This window comes from Shewanella sp. Actino-trap-3 (assembly GCF_002836275.1).
GTDB lineage: Bacteria > Pseudomonadota > Gammaproteobacteria > Enterobacterales > Shewanellaceae > Shewanella > Shewanella psychromarinicola.
Map to the genome: position 1 here is coordinate 1639500 of NZ_PJCE01000001.1, position 20696 is coordinate 1660195.

Consider the following 20696-nt stretch of genomic DNA (forward strand, 5'->3'; position numbering starts at 1 on the left):
CGGCTCCTGCTATTTTATCAATCCATTGGAGCTTCTAATTTGTTGTTCCGATAATATTGTTAATCCTGAATCGCCCTTTGAATAAAATGACAACAAAGTCTTCAACGAAAAACATGTGAAGATGACGGCGTAAGATTTTAACGGACAGTAAAAAAAGACACGCTACCGCCACTAGATTGCAGCTTCCAGATTGCTGTGACACCTTTTAAGGTGTTGATTATATTGTTTTTATCTTTAACAACGAAAAAGTAAAATGAATCCTTTTCATGTGCTGTCTACACAATATAGTTGATGGTGAGTTTTAGGCATTATCGATACCTAAATAAAATCAGCCACCAACAACCATTTTTAGGTGAATTAACAACACGTATGACACCTAAAGTGATGTAGTGGGATGCAGCGAAACAATAATGATATGAGATCACATCAGTAAACTATCGAAACAACTCATCTGATGATTGGCTTCAACACAGTTATCATTTGCGTCATGCCTTGTTTAAAATTTCCATTTCTACTTTCTGTTTTACGTCGATATTTCTTCCGTCAATATGGTTTCATCTAGTATTAACTATAGTTTATACGTTAACTTGATGACTTTTTTTTGACGGTTATTAACGTTTAGTTATTATTCTGGCACTTTTTTATTACATATAAAATCAAACAATATCAACTTACTTCTTTAGTCGTAGTTGTACTTGGAGTATGTTATTCAAATGACTCCGTTCATTAATTCGAAAATTTATCAATCAGTCGAAAGTTCTTTTTAATATTTGTTATTGTGATTTTTTTTGCACCAGCATGTAGCTTAGATAAGCAACACGCACTGTTTTTGTGCCTAATATAAACATTAATTTAACCATACAGAATGGCACCTAGTTAATGGATAGCAACATAACAAGACCATCTAAAAAATTAAGCTACTGTTTTAATTAAAAACAAAAAACATATAAAATCTAACACTTAACACTGAAACCTTCCCCACGATTCCTTTCAATCAATCGTTTTGTGGCGAATGCTCGTAACACTAATTTATAAACCTTAAAAACACGTTTCTATATCTATTACATAACAATAAGCGTGCCATTATATTGACACCATCAAAATTCAATCCTTTTAATGAGTAAACTAGGTCGTTATTTAGAACGGCGTTTTTTTGTCGTACTTTCGAAGTATGCCTGCTATTAATGTTGAGCCTTTATGCACTCGTTTTGAAATTTCATCATCATTGCATTGTCGTTTATGCAAAAACTGACTTATGATATTTCTGATTTACATTATTTTGCTAACATCACCCTGTAATAACTAACCATAAACTGCAGTGGGAATTGCGTATTAAATTCGTGTTGTGTTGCATCGATAGATACCGCCATTGGCTTCTAATCTCAGTGGTATCTTCGGCTGTCTGCATTGCCACAATAACGGATGATTTATTTACTGAGGATTTTTTTAAACTTATCGAGCAGCGCTATAGTTCGGACAGCGTTGAGGACTTTAGTGACTGGCGTGACACTATTAATAAAGGCAGTACGTTAGGTGATTATGAGCGCTTGCATTTAGCCAACCAGTTTGCTAATCGGCGGATCCGTTTTGTGAGTGACAGTGACCATTGGCATAAAAGTGATTATTGGGCTACCCCGCTTGAATCATTAGGGACTAAAGGTGGTGATTGTGAAGACTTTGCTATTTTTAAATATTTTACCTTAAAGGCCATGGGTGTGGATGAAAATAAATTGCGCTTGAGGTATGTAAGAGCACTATTGATTAACGAACCCCATATGGTGCTGATTTATTTTGAAAACCCTAAGGCGATGCCTTTGGTGCTAGATAATTTAAAAACTACCATTTTACCTGCCGATCAACGCCGAGATTTAAAACCTGTATATTCATTTAATGGCCAAGGATTATGGTTAGCAAAGGCGCAAGGTCTTAGTACAACCAAGCCCACCAGCGGCGGGACAAAAAATTGGACTGATTTAGTCAATCGAATTGAAAACGGCGAATAAACTGAACAAAAGGAACCGGAGTGAGCCATGTTTAAACAAGGGATGTCTTTAAGGTTACAGCTATATCTACTCATAGGCTGTTTGTCTATATTTAGTTTTAGCACAGCGATATATCACAATGTGTCGAATATGCGCAGTTATTTAAATGAGCAACTGAGTTCCCATGCGCAAGGGGCTGCACACAGTTTAGGGTTGTCTATGTCACCTTATATGGATGAAGAAGGCTTGGTGATGGCTCAAACCATGACCAACGCCATTTTTGATTCGGGTTATTATCAACATATTTCCTTTACTAATATTGACGGGGTAAAACAGTTTGAGCGGGTCAACCCTGAAAGTAACTTCGCTGTGCCTGATTGGTTTATTAGCGGGTTTACCCTGCATCCTCCAGTGATGACCAGTGAAGTCAGTGATGGTTGGCGCATTGCTGGCATACTAGAAGTACAGTCACATGCGGGTACATCGTATTATGCACTTTGGGATCATGCGGTTAGCACATTTAACGTGACACTAGTGCAACTGTTAGTTGCATTAATGTTGGTATATTTTATTTTAAAAGCAGTGTTAACCCCCTTGAGCAGTATTGTTCAACAAGCTGAGTCGGTTATTCAAAAACGTTTTAGCTTGAATACTGTACGCCCTTTTACCTCTGAATTACGTACTGTTGTTAATGCAATTAACCGCATGGTTGAAAACATTCAACGATCATTTAACGAGCAAACTCAATTGGCTGAAACCTTGTCTAAAGAAGTGTATATCGACCCACACACAGGCTTACCTAATCGTCGAGCATTATTGAAAAAGTTTGAGTCTATTCAGGCTGAGTATGAACGGCATGGGGATCGTTTTTATTTAGGTTTGGTGTCGATGACATCATTACAAGTCATTAATGACAAAGAAGGCTACGGCTGTGGCGATGAATACATTTTACAAGGTGCTACTGTACTAAGTAAGCAAATTGAACAAATGCATGAATCGCAGTTGTATCGTATCTCTGGATCTGAATTTGCCTTTATATCATTGTTAACTGAAGAATCGGTGAAGGTAATCGACACCCAATTTGCTAACTCATTAACTATTGAGAATGGAGAATATTTTAAAAGTGGCTTTGCTAAGCACGCTCTCACCCGAGTTAATCACCATGAGTCGTTTACGGATGCAGTTAAGCGATTAGATAATCAATTGGTGCAAAATCAGTATTCTGAAGCCGTAAACGGGTTAGTAGACCCTGAGTCAATATATAAAAATCATTCTCGCGAAGAGTGGGTATCTATTTTAACGCAGTTCACTGAATACTTTAAAAACGAAATTAGTCACTGTGATCCAAAAGACTTTTCCATTAAATGTATTCCGTTTGATAAGATTTTTGACTTAATGCTACAACCTGTGGTGGATAGTAAACAGACGATTTTGTATGTTGAATCGTTTGTTCGCTTCAAAGTAAAAGGTGAAAACCTGTCGACGTTAGATGTATTTGCGATGGCAGAACGGCTGGGGGTGATACAAGAGCTTGAGCAAGCTGTCATTTGTTTCATTTTTTACAAATTACAACATATAGAGCATACCCAAGTGGCGATCAATATTAGTAAGCGTGCAATGCATAACCCGGTATTTACCGACTGGTTATTTGATTTATACCAGAAATTGCATAAAACCCTTCCACCACTTTTGTATGAATTTAATGAATCTGCGGCAATGCTTTCTTTAGCCTCAACAGAATTGTTTATTCGCCGAGCAAAACAATCAAATATTGATATTGTTATCGAACGCTTTGGCTCAAATTTAAGTTCATTTTGTTACATTCGTAACTTAGACATTGATTTTGTTAAGATTGATGCTAGCTACGTTCACGATATTGCCGAAGCTGACACACGTTTCTTTGTACAAACCTTGACCCAGATTTGTCATGGTATTGGCATAAAAATCATTGCACCACAGGTTGAATCAGCCACTATAGGTGCTTATTTTACCCTGATGAACATCGATGGCCTACAAGGCAATGGATTGTATGCTGTACAAAATTTGAGTACAATCATTCCTGCTAATACACCCCAGAATTGGACGTGCACTTTGCATCTAAACGACTTTAGCAATTCACTAGACAACGAGGCAGAATAATGAATAAGAATAAATTACCCATTTTATTAATGTCAGCATTATTGACGACAGGTATATCTGCAGGTGCAATCGCTAAAGACACCTTGTCTGCAAGTGCAATAGCTGAAGAGACGTTGATGGCAGGTGAAAAGGCTAAAGACACCTTGACTGCAAGCACACAAAATGCACCCATATCAGCGCAAGCACAGCAATTAGCGACTGCAATTCAAGCCGCTAACGGCGATGTAGCGCTAATTAAACAGGCATTGAAAGCGGCGGCGACGACTGGCATGAGCCCAGACGAGATCCTTGCCATTGCACTTGCCAACGGTGTTGACCCTGCCATTGTATCTGAAGCAGTTGAAGATACTCAAACTGCAGGTGGTGGTGGATTTGGTGCTGCACCTGCGCCAGCGGGTCCAGGCTTTGGTGGTGGTTCAGGCGGCGGTGCTGGAACAATCTCTAGTAACTAATATTTAGTCTTCTTACCGTTAAATGAACAATAAAAACTCGTGACTGTAAGCTCAAAAAAACAGTGCTAAACGCACTGTTTTTTTATGTCTATAATTCGTCATCCACAAGAGCTGAAGTCCCAGCTCAAAAACGTTACCAGGACGGATCCCGCTGTTATAGCAGCGCAGCGATCTAGCCGGACGAAGTCCGCCCTAGTTTCTAGGCTTTAATCGCTTGCAATCGTTCTTCAAAGATCTTCAGCTATGACTGCCCGTCTTCACTCTAACGCTTGTTCAATATCTGCAATCAGATCTTGTACATTTTCTAATCCTACAGAGATCCGTAATAGATTGTCGGTGATGCCTGCGGCGAATCTGGCTTCTGGGCTGTAAGGTGAGTGGGTCATTGAAGCGGGATGCTGAATAAGTGATTCGGCGTCACCAAGACTGACCGCTATCGTAAATAGCTTGAGACGATTAACGAAGTTGATTGCGTCTTGCTTATCACCGGTTAGCTCAAATGCGATGACCCCACCGGCGCGTTTCATTTGATTGCCGATGAAACGATGGCCTTGATGGTGTTCTAAACCTGGGTAAAACACTTGGCTAAATTTTGGATGTTTATCTAAATATTCAGCTAACACTTCGGCATTGTCGCAGTGGCGTGCTAAGCGGACATCTAAGGTTTTTAAGCCGCGTAAAATAAGCCAAGCATCATGTGGGGATATAACCCCACCAAAGTCTTTTAATATTTCATATTTTAACCTGTGCATCTGCTCTGCATTGCCGCACACAATACCTGCAATCACGTCGCCGTGGCCATTAAGATACTTGGTGGCACTGTGGATCACCATATCGATACCCATTGCCAGCGGTTGCTGCAATAGGGGCGTCATAAAGGTGTTATCGACGATTGAAACTAGCTTATGAGCTTTAGCGACTTTGGCTATAGCTGCTATATCGAATACTTGTAGATGTGGGTTGACTGGGGTTTCGCAAAATATCACTTTGGTATTGGGCTTAATAGCAGCTTCGATTGCACAAATATCGGTAAAATCGACCAAGGTGCTGGTAATGCCTAGACGGGTTAATTGGGTGGTCATTAAGGCAAAAGTGCAACCATATACCGCTTTTGATGCGACTAAGTGATCGCCTGCATGTAAATGAGTTAACAATGCACTGGATACGGCTGCCATACCAGATGCGGTTGCGGCCGCATCTTCTGCGCCTTCGAGTAGCGCCATTTTACGCTCTAATTCTGCAGTGGTCGGGTTTCCTAAACGAGTATAAATATAGCCAGGCTCTTCTCCGGCAAAACGCGCTCCGCCCTGTTCTACGTTATCAAACACAAATGTGGCAGTTTGATATAATGGTGTGGTGAGTGAGCCAAAGGCTTCACGCTGATGGCCGCCATGAATGGCTAAGGTCGCTAAATTCCATGTATTGTGCTTGTTATCTTGCATTGCTTCTCCCTGCGCCACCTTGTTATGAGTTGTTACCCTCTGTGGGGTGATTTTATGGTGGTCGGGATTTAAGATACAGCGGAATAAAATTTAACCAAGTGATTGTTAAAAAATAACTAAAGTAGTTGATGTAAAAACAATGTTACAAACAATTGTTTACATCATTTTTTTAGAGACAGTAGTGAAGACAAATTTTGTGTTATCTACTCGTGTGACTAAGGTAAGTCATTAACTTAAGGCGTTAATATTAGCCATTAGCAAAGACAGTTAATAAAAGCGGATAAAGTCTATTGCTAACTTAAGTCGCTATCTTAAACCCTAATCGTTAACGGCTAACTTGAATAACTAATGCAAACCGCTAGCTTAAACAACTAATCAGCACAATTAGCGCGAAAGCGATAACTTCAGCTTTTGCATACCTTGTTCGATACTCACAAGCGCTTGATAGCCTAAGTCTTGTTGTGCTGCACTAATATCAAAGTAATGACTGGTCGATAATTGCCTTGCTACAAAGCGAGTCATGATGGGTTCTTGCTGTATATTGAGCCAGCCGTAAAGTGTTTCAAGTACCACGCCTGCGGCATAAGCAACACCTGCTGGTACTCGCTTAGTCACTGGCGGTAAGTCGGCACAGGCTAAGATTTTATTGAGCATAGCTGACATCGTTATAGGCTGATCATTACTTAAAAAATAGGCTTTACCTGCGCACTTAGCCGCGGACACTAAATCCACTGCAGCTAAAATATGGGCGTAGGCAGCATTGTCGACATATATGGTATCGACCAGTTTATCTTGATATCCCACCAGCTTTAGGCGCCCCGCTTTGGCACGTTCAACCACTCTAGGGACAAGATGTGGATCGTTTGGCCCCCAAATTAAATGCGGCCTTAAGGCTGTGGTTCGAAGCGAAGCAGTATTAGCTGCAAGGATATTTTTTTCGGCAATGGCTTTAGACTCACCATAATAATTAAGGTATTGACTGGCGTAAGGGGCTGATTCGTTAATGCCATTTTCATCTGCACCGGCAAACGTCACACTTGGGGTGCTGGTATAAATAAGGTTATGAATATCAAGCGCTTTACAAGCTTTGACAACATTGGTCGCGCCATCAACATTGGGAGAATAAAAACTTTGTTTGCTGCCCCACACGCCAGCTTTTGATGCGACATGGAATACTAAGTCACATCCCTTCATGGCCTGTTTCACACTGTCAAAGTCGCTAATGTCGCCTTGACGCATATCGACGCCCAGTTCGACCAATTTAGGATAGTTGCTTCTGGCAAAGCCAACGACCTCAATACCGGCTGCCAATAAACGCTGACAAATAGCAAAACCTAAAAAGCCGCCGGCACCGGTAACAAATACTTTGTTGACCGATAGCGCTAATTGCTTCAGTGCGGTTTGCTCTAGGGGGTGTAAATCTGTCAGCGTCATTTTTATTGCCTTATAATTACCTTAATCTCACTTAAGAACGGCCTTATTCTTGCCATTGCTTTTGGGCCCATACAGCGAGTTTTTCTCTAAATATTTTAGCATTATGGCGCACATCGACCGGGAAATCGGGATGAATTAAAAAACGCCCGATACCTTGAGTATGGGGATACTGTTCAGCTAATTGGGTTAACTCTTGATAGAGCGCTTTAGAGGTTGAGCAAACAATACCTTTATGTAATTCGATACACATAACCGGCACTCTATCACCGCCCACATCCACGCCAACAATGGCAGAACGTTTAACTTGCGGATGGGTATTAAATACTCGCTCGCACGGCAGTGTATAAAAGCGTTTTAGCCGTTGCTGACCGCGAGTGGCATCGACAATATGACCTTTACGACCACACATCCACAAAAAGCCATTGTCGTCGAGATACCCCACATCACCCATGCGATGTTTAACGTGCTCACCGTCGTGAATTTTAGCGAGTTGGGTGGCTTGCTCACGCTGATAATAAGCCTGGCTGACCATAGGGCCGCTCACCACAATTTCGCCAATCTCATTAGCGCCAAGCTTATTCACATCAGCCCATTGTGGTTTGGCCACGTCAGTAACGGCAATAATATTCACGCTCACCGACGATATCGGTTTACCGACACAAATGCCTTTACCTTGATCGGTTAAGTCACTGGTAGCAAACAACGCATGGCTGCCAATCATACTAATAGGCAATGATTCAGTCGCACCGTAAGAATTGAGCACTTCAACTTGTGGGTTGAGCATTTTGCTAAAGCACTTGATTGAGCTAATGGTTGCCGGCGCGCCAGCTGATATAACTCGCTTAACGCTAGTGAGTTTATGCTGGGTTTGTTCGCCTGCTTGGCCTAAACGTTCTAACAAGGCGGGATTAACAAACATATTAGTGCATTGATATTGCTCGATAGCAGCAAACAAATTAGCCGGATTGGCGCTGATGGGTTTACTGGCATCCATGTCGGGTACAATTGATGCCATGCCAAGTGCCGGGCCAAACAAGGAAAACAGCGGGAATGTGGCTAAGTCACGTTCGCCTGGAATAATACCATAATCGTGTTTTAGCGCACTAATTTGCGCTTCAAACATCCCATGGCTGTATACCACGCCTTTTGGGGTACCTGTGCTACCACTGGTAAATAAAATGGCTGCCATATCATCATGATGAAGCAATGCCATATAAAGAGGTTGAGCCACATTACGGCCAATTTCAATAATCGTTTCAAGGCTAGTGGCATTGGCTAACCAACGCTGTAAACCTGAGCCGCCCACATTAATAACGTGTTTGACACTGCCTTTACCCCAACCAAGAATGCGCCTTGCAATGTGAGCCTTAGGTATACCGATAAAGGCGTCAGGTTGTGATTCTTCGAAACATTGCTTAAGGTTTTTTACGCCCATACCTGGGTCGACTAAAATCGGAATAATACCGGCTTTAAATAAACCAAAGGTTAATGAGAAAAATTCTATACTTGGCGTCACCATCAACACGGCTTTCATGCCACGCGTAATGCCGTACTGAATTAGCCCTTTAGCAATCATATCAGATTGCTGATGCAAGCTAGCAAAATCGATTTCTTGGTAATCAAATTGGCCTTGCTTTGCCTGCTGAACGGCCACGGCAAGAGAATTTGGAGTATGCTGAGCAGCATATTGTAAGTGCTGGCAAATATTGGCGTTAGCGTGCTTGTCTTTGAAGTTCGTCATGATTAACCATTATTGGCTCAGGTTGAAATGAACAAAAAGGCTCAAAAGAGCCTTTTATTTACTTTTATTAAACCTAGCACATTAGCTTAATTTGTCGCGATGAAATCTTTAATTAAGCCAATCACTTCGTCGCTGGCATCTTCAAGAATGTAATGACCACAATCGGCAAACTCGTGCACTGTGGCATGAGGCATTCGCAGTCGCCATTCCTCTAAAAAATACTTATCAAATACAAAATCTTGTAAACCAAAGCAAATAAGCGTTGGCACGTTAGCAAACTGGCTTAAGCTATCGCCAATGCTAGTGATTAAGTCGTAATTACGATCGCCAGGCTTAAGTGGAATATCTTGCACGAAGCGCAATGTCGAAATACGGTTTTTCCAAGAATTAAATGGCGCAACATAGGCTTCGCGGACATCTTTAGCCATCGGCTTACGTTTAACGCCAACATACGACGCCGCAGATGAAAATGCATTCAAACCGCGCACTAACAAGGTGCCAAGTAAAGTGTCGCGGCAAACCCATAATGCCCAAGGAAACGGTTTGGTTTTAGGTAAATGAAACGCTGCAGTGTTTAAACACACAATGCGCTTGATGCGCTCAGGGTGGCGCGCCGCAAAGCCCATACCAATCATGCCGCCCCAGTCGTGAACCACTAGCGTAATATTTTGTTTTACATCAAGGCTGTCGAGCAAGGCTTCTAAATCATCAATACGGTTAACTAAGGTATAATCGTATAGTGGATCATCCGGTTTATCTGATAAGCCACAACCAATATGGTCTGGCACAATACATTGGTGCTGACCGCTCAGTGCGCTGACTAAATTACGGTAGTAGTAACTCCAACTAGGATTACCGTGCACCATCACCACAGGCTCGCCTTGGCCTTCGTTTATGTAGTGCAATTTATTGCCGTTACGATCTAAAAAGTGACTTTTAAATGGCAGCAAGTTGTCTAGCATGATGCATCCTGTTAATTATTTTTATAATGAAATGCAAAAAAATTAGCGCAGCCAATGGCTTACCACTTAATTCCTAGCATCATGCAGTTTAAACCACTGCCAATCCCTAAAAAGCTGACTTGGTCGCCAACACGTAAAAAACCTTCATCATGTGCAATGGCAGCCGTAACAGGCAATGATACCGAGCCCATGTTGCCCAATGTTTGATAGGTGGGATATTCTTTTATGTGGGGGATATTTAATGCATTTAGCACTTGCCGACGGTTAGAGGCACCCACTTGGTGACAAATGACTTTATCGACCCGTTCGACGACCCAATCTCGTTGTTCTAAAAAATGCTCCCAAGTGTGCTTGGCAAGCTCTACTCCTTCTTTGAGTAAAGTCACGGCATCGGTACGCATAAACTCGCGATACAATAAGTGCCCAGCTTCTTGTAAGCCCCATTGACACAATTGGTGATGTTCTGGTGCAGACAAATGACTTGCACCCAACAGCTGATGTTGACGAGTGGTTTTAAGCGGCAAAGTCCCATCGGTTAAAATTACCGCTACAGCGCCTGAACCACCGGTTAATGTGGCCAATGACTGAGCAAAATTTTGCATGGTCGGCTCGGCTAGCATGTGGTCAATGGTTGCATCCACAATGTCTCGAGCCGATTCGCACGACACAACCATACCCGCTTTGATTTGACCAAGCTCGATTCGGTTGGCTATATCTAAAATACCCGACAACACCCCTAAACAGGCATTACTGATGTCATAAATTGCCGTGTCTTTTGACACGCCAAGTTCAGCAGCAATACGGCAAGCGGTCGCAGGTTCGTGTTGATCGCGGCACACCCCCGTGTAAACCACGGCACCTAAGTCGCTGACATCAATACCGGTTTCATTTAAGGCTTTTTGCGCAGCGGCAATGGCACCGTCAGATAAACGATGACCTTTTGGCCACCAGCGACGTTCGGTAATCCCGGTTAATGCGGCAAGTTGCCCCATAGGAATACGAAACTTTTGATATAGCGGTGCCAAGCGAGATTCTAAATCGCTACTCGACACTACTTGCGGTGCTAGCTCATAAGCCAGACTATTGATAAAGACGCGTGAATATTTCATTAAACCGTATAATTCGCTTCGCTCTAGCAAGCCAAAAAGGCACTAGAATAGTTGATATTCGTTATTAACCCGCCATTTGAACAAGAATGGCTTAATTATTCAATCAAAAACAGCAAGCCAATGCGGTAATTTGGATGATTTTTTATGGTTAAACTCTATTGTTTAATTAACCAGTTTGTTAATTCTTACAGTTTTAATAAAAATAAACCAGTGTAAACAATGGCTTAATTTGCAAATCTGTGACCAAGACTACTATTCGATTATTTTAATTGCTTGGATCAAGGCATTTCGTGGCGTAACACTGTTTGCACAAAATTCAGTCAGCGCAACTTGATATCCCTGCTCTTGTAAAAAACAGACACGATCGAGCAATAGCCAATGCTCTATCGTGCGGCGAAATAAATGTGTCACTAAAGCGATCCGCTTGGTGAGACGTTGTCGCTCAATCCCAAGGTGAAAATAATGGCTCAAATTAATAGCATTAGGTAGTAATAATTTCTTTTGATTTGCAGCCCATTGGCAAAAGTCGCTAAAACTGCCGCTAAGCTGACTTTGTTTAATGGTCGGCACCGGCAAATAAGCATCTATGCCCCGAATATCGCGCTGCAGGCTGTCAAAACCCAAACGCCATGCCACTTCTTGATGGCGCGATACTTGTTGCTTGGTACTGGCAATCACACTTTGCTGTGACGGTAGTTGTAAATTATGACGCGACAAGCGTAATTCACTGACCTTTGCTAAGGCCGATAGCGGTTGATAATGTGAATGCTCAATTAAATGATAACAACAGGGTGAAATAGAAATCACCCGCGTACCTGCCGATGCTGCTAGTTTGAGTAAACGAATGTGTAAATCACCACAAGCGTGCAATGCAATGGCATGTTGATCAATTAACAATAGCGGCTTACTCGGGTCGATTGGCGCAAAAGCATCGGCACAAATAAAGGTTTGTGGTAATTGCCATTGTTTGGCAATAAATTGGCCTTGTCTGCATAAACTCGCTTGCCACTCAAGACTTGTCACCTCAATGTGTTGCTGCTTAGCCACCAGGCGGCCTAAGTGTCCTTTACCTGCGCACCACTCTAAGATAGGTAACCTAGGTAACTTGGGGTGATGCTGTGGATCAACTTGATTCGCAAACATGATAATTTGTTGCCACTTTCGGCCTTTAATATGGGCACTAAAATGGGCTAAATCGTTATTTTGGCCTTTACTATTTTGCTGTTCACCGCCAGGCAAAGATTGAGTGTTTATTGGGTTAATAGCACTTGTAGGCGAAGTGATGACTAACAAGCTTAATTGACTAATTAATTCATCAACCTGTGGAAGTTTGCTTTGTTTAATGTCGCTAATCAAGCTTGGTAATAACATTTCGACAAGATGTTGTTGATCCATATCAAGGATATCTATTTCAGTATCATCAAGCTGCCACACCTTTTGAGCTAAATGTGGAAATTCCTGCTGCCAAGGTAAGTGGTTACACTCAAATGCGACGAGCTGCCACAAGGGTTTTAGGGCATTCAAAAGTGAGTCGACTTCGTTAAAGGTGTGTTGATAATCGATTGCTGACATATCGTTGCTTATTGTTAACCTTCGCTCATTGAAATGATAGGATGCGGGTCTTTAGATACTCGTATTGGAATTGTAAACTATGCACTCACCTTGTGTCGCCCGCTGCGGCTTAAATGATGACAATTATTGTATGGGCTGTTTTCGCCACGTCGATGAGATTGTGATTTGGTCACAAGCAAGTGATGCGCAGAAAAAGCAGATTGGGGATAGCCTAGCCGCCAGAAAACAGCAGTTTTTGGGTGACAGCAATAACCAAACTTTGTCACGGGCTAAATGGTTGGAAGCTGAAAAGCGGATTAAACGATAACGTTGAGATAAAGTGCGGTGACTAGCGGTGACAGGCGATTACGAGCTATTACGAGCTATTACAAGCCTAGAGTCTAGGGCGGACTGCGTCCAGCTAGTGCGCTTCGCTTCTATAACAGCGGTAAAGCGACCAGCAGATCCCTGATCAGAAGTATTACCATGATAGAACAAAGCCCCTATGCTTCTGTCTTTTGAATTTATAGTATATCGCAGCAAAGCGTCCTAGCTTTTGACTTTGCCTGTATAGCATCTCGCCGCGTAGCGAACTCGCTCCTAGGCTGTTTATCGCCCGTTATCGATTTTCATCAATCTAGCCAGCTTTTGACTTTGCTTGTATAGCCTCTCGCAGCGCAGCGAACTCGCTCCTAGGCTGTTTATCGCCCGTTATCGATTTTCATCAATCTAGCCAGCTTTTGACTTTGCTTGTATAGCCTCTCGCAGCGCAGCGTCCTAGCTTCTAGGCGGTTTCTCGCTTGTCATCGCTTGTTACCGCTTGTTATCGTTCTTACCGCTTCTACCGTCTCAGCTCTACTTCTTCATCATTGCTTTTAAATCTGCAAATGGATTGAACGTAGCAGCGTCTTGTTTGGATTCTTTAGTACTGCCGTAACGGATCAGCTCTTCAAAACGCGAATGTTCATTGTCGTGACAATACAGGCACAATAACTCCCAGTTCGTCCCATCTGATGGATTATTATCGTGGTTGTGATCGCGATGATGAACCGTTAACTCAGATAAATTTTTATGGGTGAATTCGCGAGTGCAGCGACCGCATACCCAAGGGTATAACTTAAGCGCTTGTTCTCGATAACCTTTTTCACGAGAGGCCTTATAATCCCTAGCTTCAGCTAATACTTTATCTAATTTACTTTCGTTGGCCGACATTGATTTATCACTCATATAAAGAATTACCTCAAGGATAATCACTGTTATCGCTTTGGGCAATTGTTTGGTCGATCTTATTTTACGATTATTCTGCTAATGGTGCAGATTAACAATAGCAACGCTTAAACCTAGCTGCCAGTTCGCTTTCGCACCGAGTCTTTCATCGCTTTTTTTACCGTAGGCGCAGCATTCGCTGTTATCGACTGTTGTCAGCTTTTATCGCGACTACCGGCGGTTACCCGCTTTACCTAGTTCTTGGCAACATTACTGTTGGTTATGCCGGCGGTTAAATTAAAGCGCATGGCATCTTCGAAGGACCAATCAACGATAATTAAGTCTTGGCGTTTAACTAAACTGGTCACGCCTGCCACTTGGTAACTTAATTGAAATAATACTGGGACCCAATCACCTTCAGGTAACGCATCAGTAAGTGGCTGAGGTACCGATTCGCTCATGATAAACCCGACGACAAAACCGCCATTAGCTTGTTTGACTAATACGGTTTTTTGAGTTTTCGGCTGGCCATCACGATTCATCAAACTCGCGATGTCGCGAATACTACCGTAGACAGATTTAAACAGTGGAAACTTCATCAGTTGGCTTTCAATCCAACCATACACCCACGCAATGGGGCTAACTGAAAATAACAGTCCGGCAATAAAAACTAAACTTGCGACCAAACAAAAACCGGCACCAACAAAAACAGATTCTACCCCCACAATATTGAGCAATAATTTACCTAAGCCATCGAGTGAGATGAACAATGACCAAAATAGCCAAATGGACAGCACCATAGGCAATAAATTAGTTAAACCACGAGCAAGGGTGTTTTTCATAAAAAGATTCTTCAACAATAGAGCAAATTAGCTAGCCAGCAAAGATAACAAATATCCATCAAAACCCCTAAACAAAAACGCCCTAATTTGAGCTGTTTATTAAATAAACAGTACAAATTAGGGCGTTTTAAAAGCCGTTATCTTTTACAGTTCTTTTTCCATTTCTTCATAAGAAATATGACGAACGTCTTTGCCTTTAACATAGTAAATCACGTATTCACAAATATTCTTACAACGGTCACCTACACGCTCAACCGCACGCGCAGCCCATAATACGTCTAACACATCAGGGATTGATCGAGGGTCTTCCATCATATAAGTCATTAATTGACGGATGATACCTTCATACTCTTTGTCTATTTTCGCATCTTGTTTATGCAACTCAAACGCTTCATCGGCATCCATACGTGCTAATGCATCTAAGGTTGAGTGCAACATGCGGGTGGCGTGACGGCCCATATTTTCAATACTGACCAATAGGGGTTGTTGACTGTTAGCGCGCTTTTCTACCGCCGCTTTGGCGATACGTACACAAGCATCACCTATACGCTCCAGATCAGTAATGGTTTTCGAAATGGCAATGATTAAACGCAAATCACTGGCGGCTGGTTGACGTTTTGCAATAATACGAGTGCACTCTTCATCAATAGCGACTTCCATACCATTGACTTTGTGATCGCCTTCGATCACCTGTTGAGCTAATTCTGAGTCAAGCGTTGCTAACGCATCCAATGCTTGTTCAAGCTGACGTTCAACTAAACCGCCCATAGCCAACACCCGATTCCGAATGTCATCAAGTTCGGCATTAAACTGGCCTGATATATGTTTACTTAAATTCATTTTTTCCATGATACCCACCTAATTTATATCTGTTAATTAAAAGCTTTTTTAACAAAGATCAACCGTAACGGCCGGTAATATAATCTTCAGTTTTACGCTTTTTGGGGGTCGTGAAAATGGTATTAGTATTAGCATATTCAACCAATTCGCCCATGTACATAAAGGCCGTTTGATCTGACACCCGTGCTGCTTGTTGCATGTTATGTGTCACAATAACAACGGTATATTTTTCCTTTAATTCTGTAATCAACTCTTCAATAATTAAGGTTGACATTGGATCCAGCGCCGACGTTGGCTCATCGAGTAATAAGACTTCTGGCTCAATGGCTATGGCACGTGCAATCACTAAACGTTGTTGCTGACCACCCGATAATCCGAATGCATTGTCGTGTAGACGGTCTTTCACTTCGTCCCAAATAGCTGCGCCACGCAATGAACGTTCAGCCGCTTCATCTAATTCACGACGGTTACTCAATCCTTGTAAACGTAAGCCATAAACCACGTTTTCATAGATTGACTTAGGAAACGGATTAGGACGCTGAAAGACCATACCTACGTTACGACGTAATGCTGCTACATCGACTTTCTTATCATAAATATTTTGACCATAAAGCAAGATTTCACCGTCAATTTTGCAACTATCAACCAAATCATTCATACGGTTAATACAACGCAAAAGAGTTGATTTACCACAGCCACTTGGGCCAATAAATGCGGTAACTTGTTTTTTAGGGATCTTCATCGAGACATCAAATAACGCTTGTTTATCACCGTAACGTAAATCAAGGTTACGGATCTCAAGGGCGGTATCCTGTGCCGGTAAGTTAACTAAATCAACGGCTTCTGTTTGCATTGCTGAACTATCAATTGAAATCATTTTTATCTTTCCTCAGGATATCGCTAATTAATGTTCTAGCGAACGGAATTTTTCACGTAAATGGTTGCGCACGCTAATAGCGGTTAAATTAAGGGCAACAATTACAGATACTAATAAGAACGAAGTTGCATACACTAAGGGACGTGCAGCCTCAACGTTAGGGCTTTGGAAGCCTACATCGTAAATATGGAAACCTAAGTGCATAAACTTACGTTCTAAATGCACAAACGGGAAATTCATATCAATCGGTAATGTTGGCGCTAATTTTACCACACCAACCAACATTAACGGCGCCACTTCACCGGCAGCACGTGCTACAGCTAAAATCAAACCAGTCATAATCGCTGGGCTCGCCATTGGGATGACAATACGCCATAAGGTTTCGGCTTTGGTGGCACCTAAAGCCAAACTGCCTTGACGAACCGCACTTGGAATCCGGCTTAAGCCTTCTTCAGTTGATACAATCACCACAGGCAAGGTTAAAATAGCTAAGGTCAATGCAGACCAAAGTACCCCTGGAGAGCCAAATGTTGGTGAAGGCAATGCTTCTGGAAAAAATAATTGGTCAATTGAGCCACCCATCATGTAGACAAAGAAGCCTAAACCAAAGACACCGTAAACAATTGACGGTACACCGGCCAAATTGATAACCGCAATGCGGATCAGCTTGGTAATAGGGCCTTTCTTAGCATATTCATGAAGGTAAATCGCGGCAATGACTCCAAATGGCGTTACAATAACCGCCATTAGCATCACCATAAAAACGGTACCAAAAATAGCGGGGAACACCCCACCCTCAGTATTGGCTTCGCGGGGATCGTCACTGACAAAACGGCCAATACCAACAAACCAGTGGCCAACTTTACTGAGCAAGCTCATGTGATTGACATAGCTGACGTCTAAAATAGAGTCCAGTTGCAAGGTGACTTCAACGCCACGCATATCTTTGACGACAACAGAATCGCGGGCGGCTTTAGCGCGTAAGGCAAACAAGTCTTTTTCAAGGACTAAGTAGTTTTGGTGAAGCTGTTCAACTTGCGCTTCCACCTCAGCTTTAAGCTCATCAGTTAATTCACCCTCTAGCTCATAACCACGCTCTTTTAAACGTAGACGCTCCATTTGATAATTAATTGAGCCAATGTCACTTTTTTGCAACGCTAATGCTTCATCAGCAATTGCAACCGCACGATCTATATGACCCATCAATGACGTTTCAATCGCAGCTTCATCATTGAGCGCTAAACGCTTACCGTCTTCAATAACCGCAACGGGGTAACCGTAAAAATTACCATTTTGTGTGCGCTCAAGCTTAGCAACATCTGCAGGCATTGAACGGCTAACGATATCTGTTGCTAAAATCCAACGAAAATCTAATCCCACAAACTCACGGTTACCTGTTTTAACCAAGTAACGCGTCACAAACTCACCAGGGTGCTTGGTAAATTTATGACCTGCTGAAATTAACCGTTCCGTAGGCACTTCTTCGCGGTTATAAATTTCACCAATAAGGGTGCTTTTAACGCCATTATTGTCTTCAAGTTGCCATTGGTAAACATCAGCAGGCCAGAAGTAACTCAAGCCACGCCACGCAATTAACAGTAATAAGCCTAGAACGGCAATTAAACTGATACTAACGGCACCACCGGTCATCCAAATCCACGGTGAACCTGATTTAAACCACTTACCCATTACACAAACCTCTCAAGGCGATTGGCGAAATAATCATTAATTGAGTCATCATCTTTCCTTACAGTGAGCTATAACGTTCGCGTAAACGTTGGCGAACAACTTCTGCAATGGTATTAAAGAAGAAGGTGAACACGAACAATACAAAGGCGGCTAAGAACAATACACGGTAATGCGTACTGCCAATGGCCGACTCCGGCATTTCTACGGCAATGTTTGCCGCTAAGGTACGCATACCCTCAAACACACTCCACTCAAGGATTGCGGTATTACCGGTTGCCATTAACACAATCATGGTTTCACCCACTGCACGGCCTAAGCCCATCATGATGGCCGAGAAAATACCCGGACTGGCGGTAAGCAATACCACCTTGGTCAGGGTTTGCCAGTTTGTTGCACCCAATGCCAAACTGCCGTTTGACAAATGACGTGGTACGGAGAAAATAGCATCTTCAGCAATCGAAAATATTGTTGGAATAACCGCAAAACCCATGGCAATCCCCACAACAAGCGCATTACGTTGGTCAAAGGTAATGCCTAAATCGTTGGTAATAAACTGGCGAGTATTACCGTCAAATAATGCCACTTCAATGACAGGGCTAATCGTAAATGAGAACCAACCGACAAATATAATCACTGGCAATAACATCAGTTCTTGATATGTTTCTGGTAGGCGATGCTTCCACGTTTGTGGCAATTTACTCCAAGCAAATGCGGTGATGAGTATTGATATGGGCATTGACAACAACAACACCACTATGCCGGGTAAGTTATCTTCAATCAGTGGCGCTAGCCATAATCCTGCCAAGAAACCCAAAATAACCGTGGGTAATGCCTCCATAATTTCAATGGTAGGCTTTACCACGTTGCGGACTTTTGGCGTCATAAAGTAAGCGGTATAAATGGCACCGGCAATCGCTAATGGCGCCGCAAACAACATGGCGTAAAAAGCGGCTTTCATGGTACCAAATGCTAACGGCATTAAACTTAACTTAGCCTCAAAGTCGTCAGAACCAGACGTCGATTGCCATACATATTGTGGTTCAGGGTAACTTTCGTACCACACTTTCTCCCACAGCGCGCTCCACGATATTTCTGGGTGGCTGTTTTCAACAGAGAAAAGGTTAAGTTTGTTATCGGCTTCAATCACCAAGGCATTTGAACGCGGGCTAAAGCTCATTTCCCCAGGGTTAGTTAACTGAAACTTCTCGTCGAATAACTCTCGTTCACTGGTAGTATAAAGCAGGGTTAACTCACCTTCAGGGCTTAAGACTGCAAAGCTTTTACGATAAAACTCTGTCGCCATAACACTCACTGGAGCAATATCATCAAACTCACGAATTTGCTCATATAAACGCCCTTTTTCGCTATTTACTTGGAAGTACTGACTCACAATGCCACTGTCATAACTGACTAAAATCGAGCTGGCACCCGCAAGTAAATTCACTTGCTTAACATCAGCATTAACTTTTTTTACATCAACGACTTGAAGCAACTCTACAGAGTGTGCATTACGAGTGTTGTAAATAAATAGTTTGTTATTCGCGCTCAAAATAAGCTGACGATGATCTGGGGTCATTAATACTGATACGACATCGTTTGGCGCATCTTCAATAAAGACTTCAACCGATGACCATTCAACTTCTTCAGTCATCATGTTTTCTTCGCCTTCTTGGCGATTTAGCTTCCAAGCACCATTTTTGTCTTGATAAGCAAAGCTCATGCGACTATCGCTATAATCAAACACCAGATTATACACAGCACCATCGCGATTAATGGTTAATGGCGCTTCCCCCATTGGATAACGTAAAGAAGGGGTAATCAGACGTTGATTGTCTGGGTAGGTCAAACCAAACTCAATCCCGACAACAATCACTTGACCGTTGCTTAGCCCTAATGCGAAGCGTTGCTCGCTTGGACTTGATTTGGTACTGCTAGTTACCGTTGCACCTTGAGGAAGTTTAGGAGTAAAAGACGAAATTAATTCACCGCTCGCGGCTGAATAAAAATCAACAGTACCCAATTCGGTCACCCGATATAGCACTTCGTTTTGTTCATCACTGCCGACCATTAAGGTTTTAGCATCAGCATGTTGATAGCTGACACTCGTAACAGGTTCTATATCTGCACCATCAAAAATGGGCTTGATGACATACAGCAAATAGAAAAATATTAATAACAAAGTGACAAACACTAAGGTGCCACCGATGGTTACCCCAATCTCAGCTGCTTTATCCTTAAATGCTCTGCGGGTTGCATGTCTATCAACGAGTAGACTTTTTTCAGCAGAACCAGGTTGATTGACCTGACTTTCCATTAAGAACCTCTAATAATTAATCGATGCCATAATTAGCGCTTTGATTGTGTAGTCTACTATGCTAACAATAAATATTTATGACTAAATAACTGTCTATTAGTTATCCTTTAGTCTCT

Annotated in this window: 16 protein-coding genes; 4 read left to right on the plus strand and 12 right to left on the minus strand. The window is 42.3% G+C overall.

The features are described 5' to 3' along the window. Window positions 1–1385: 1385 nt before the first annotated feature. From CXF80_RS06990 to CXF80_RS20075, 3 genes are read left to right on the plus strand one after another with little or no spacing between them, the layout of a single operon-like run. Entirely contained in the window at window positions 1386–2003 is a 618-nt protein-coding gene (locus tag CXF80_RS06990; RefSeq protein ID WP_101032199.1) for a transglutaminase-like cysteine peptidase, read from the plus strand. A 42-nt stretch (window positions 2004–2045) separates the two neighbouring features. Next, on the plus strand, window positions 2046–4121 hold the full coding sequence (locus tag CXF80_RS06995; RefSeq protein ID WP_269801270.1) for a bifunctional diguanylate cyclase/phosphodiesterase: 2076 nt from the start codon (window positions 2046–2048) through the stop codon (window positions 4119–4121). Further along, on the plus strand, window positions 4121–4573 hold the full coding sequence (locus CXF80_RS20075; protein WP_157822194.1) for a hypothetical protein: 453 nt from the start codon (window positions 4121–4123) through the stop codon (window positions 4571–4573). The genes CXF80_RS06995 and CXF80_RS20075 overlap by 1 nt, the downstream gene beginning before the upstream one ends. 257 nt (window positions 4574–4830) lie before the next feature. On the opposite strand, the gene megL is transcribed toward CXF80_RS20075, so the two are convergent. From megL to CXF80_RS07030, 6 genes are all read right to left on the minus strand, one after another. Further along, entirely contained in the window at window positions 4831–6015 is a 1185-nt protein-coding gene (gene megL, locus CXF80_RS07005; RefSeq protein WP_101032201.1) for a methionine gamma-lyase, read from the minus strand. Between the two features lie 384 nt (window positions 6016–6399). Next, entirely contained in the window at window positions 6400–7449 is a 1050-nt protein-coding gene (gene oleD / locus CXF80_RS07010) for a 2-alkyl-3-oxoalkanoate reductase (RefSeq protein WP_101032202.1), read from the minus strand. 43 nt (window positions 7450–7492) lie between these two features. Beyond that, a complete protein-coding gene (gene oleC, locus CXF80_RS07015; RefSeq protein WP_101032203.1) occupies window positions 7493–9190 on the minus strand; it encodes an olefin beta-lactone synthetase in 1698 nt (565 codons plus the stop codon). 86 nt (window positions 9191–9276) lie between these two features. Then, window positions 9277–10152 (minus strand): alpha/beta fold hydrolase, encoded by an 876-nt coding sequence (locus CXF80_RS07020; RefSeq protein ID WP_101032204.1) that lies wholly within the window; start codon window positions 10150–10152, stop codon window positions 9277–9279. A gap of 59 nt (window positions 10153–10211) precedes the next feature. After that, the gene (locus CXF80_RS07025; protein ID WP_101032205.1) at window positions 10212–11261 is read right to left on the minus strand and encodes a 3-oxoacyl-ACP synthase III; all 1050 of its coding nucleotides are present in this window, start codon (window positions 11259–11261) and stop codon (window positions 10212–10214) included. 252 nt (window positions 11262–11513) lie between these two features. Further along, window positions 11514–12833: a methyltransferase gene (locus CXF80_RS07030; RefSeq protein ID WP_101032206.1), complete on the minus strand. Its 1320-nt coding sequence runs from the start codon at window positions 12831–12833 to the stop codon at window positions 11514–11516. 79 nt (window positions 12834–12912) lie between these two features. Between CXF80_RS07030 and CXF80_RS07035 the strand changes: the two genes are divergently transcribed. Next, window positions 12913–13140 (plus strand): DUF1289 domain-containing protein, encoded by a 228-nt coding sequence (locus CXF80_RS07035; RefSeq protein WP_101032207.1) that lies wholly within the window; start codon window positions 12913–12915, stop codon window positions 13138–13140. Between the two features lie 527 nt (window positions 13141–13667). Here the strand turns inward: CXF80_RS07035 and CXF80_RS07040 are convergent. The 6 genes from CXF80_RS07040 to CXF80_RS07065 all read right to left on the minus strand — a co-directional run bounded on the left by CXF80_RS07040 (window position 13668) and on the right by CXF80_RS07065 (window position 20580). Then, the gene (locus CXF80_RS07040; RefSeq protein ID WP_101034699.1) at window positions 13668–14024 is read right to left on the minus strand and encodes a YajD family HNH nuclease; all 357 of its coding nucleotides are present in this window, start codon (window positions 14022–14024) and stop codon (window positions 13668–13670) included. Between the two features lie 248 nt (window positions 14025–14272). Then, window positions 14273–14860, minus strand: a complete 588-nt coding sequence (locus tag CXF80_RS07045) for a DUF502 domain-containing protein (protein ID WP_101032208.1) — start codon at window positions 14858–14860, stop codon at window positions 14273–14275. Between the two features lie 144 nt (window positions 14861–15004). After that, complete coding sequence (phoU, locus tag CXF80_RS07050; protein WP_101032209.1) at window positions 15005–15709, minus strand: phosphate signaling complex protein PhoU; 705 nt, start codon at window positions 15707–15709, stop codon at window positions 15005–15007. 49 nt (window positions 15710–15758) lie between these two features. Continuing rightward, window positions 15759–16577: a phosphate ABC transporter ATP-binding protein PstB gene (pstB, locus tag CXF80_RS07055; RefSeq protein ID WP_101032210.1), complete on the minus strand. Its 819-nt coding sequence runs from the start codon at window positions 16575–16577 to the stop codon at window positions 15759–15761. Between the two features lie 27 nt (window positions 16578–16604). Beyond that, window positions 16605–18266 carry a phosphate ABC transporter permease PstA gene (pstA, locus tag CXF80_RS07060; protein WP_101032211.1) on the minus strand — a complete coding sequence of 554 codons (1662 nt, stop codon included), beginning with the start codon at window positions 18264–18266 and terminating at the stop codon, window positions 16605–16607. 58 nt (window positions 18267–18324) lie between these two features. Next, a complete protein-coding gene (locus CXF80_RS07065; protein ID WP_101032212.1) occupies window positions 18325–20580 on the minus strand; it encodes an ABC transporter permease subunit in 2256 nt (751 codons plus the stop codon). Window positions 20581–20696 lie beyond the last annotated feature (116 nt).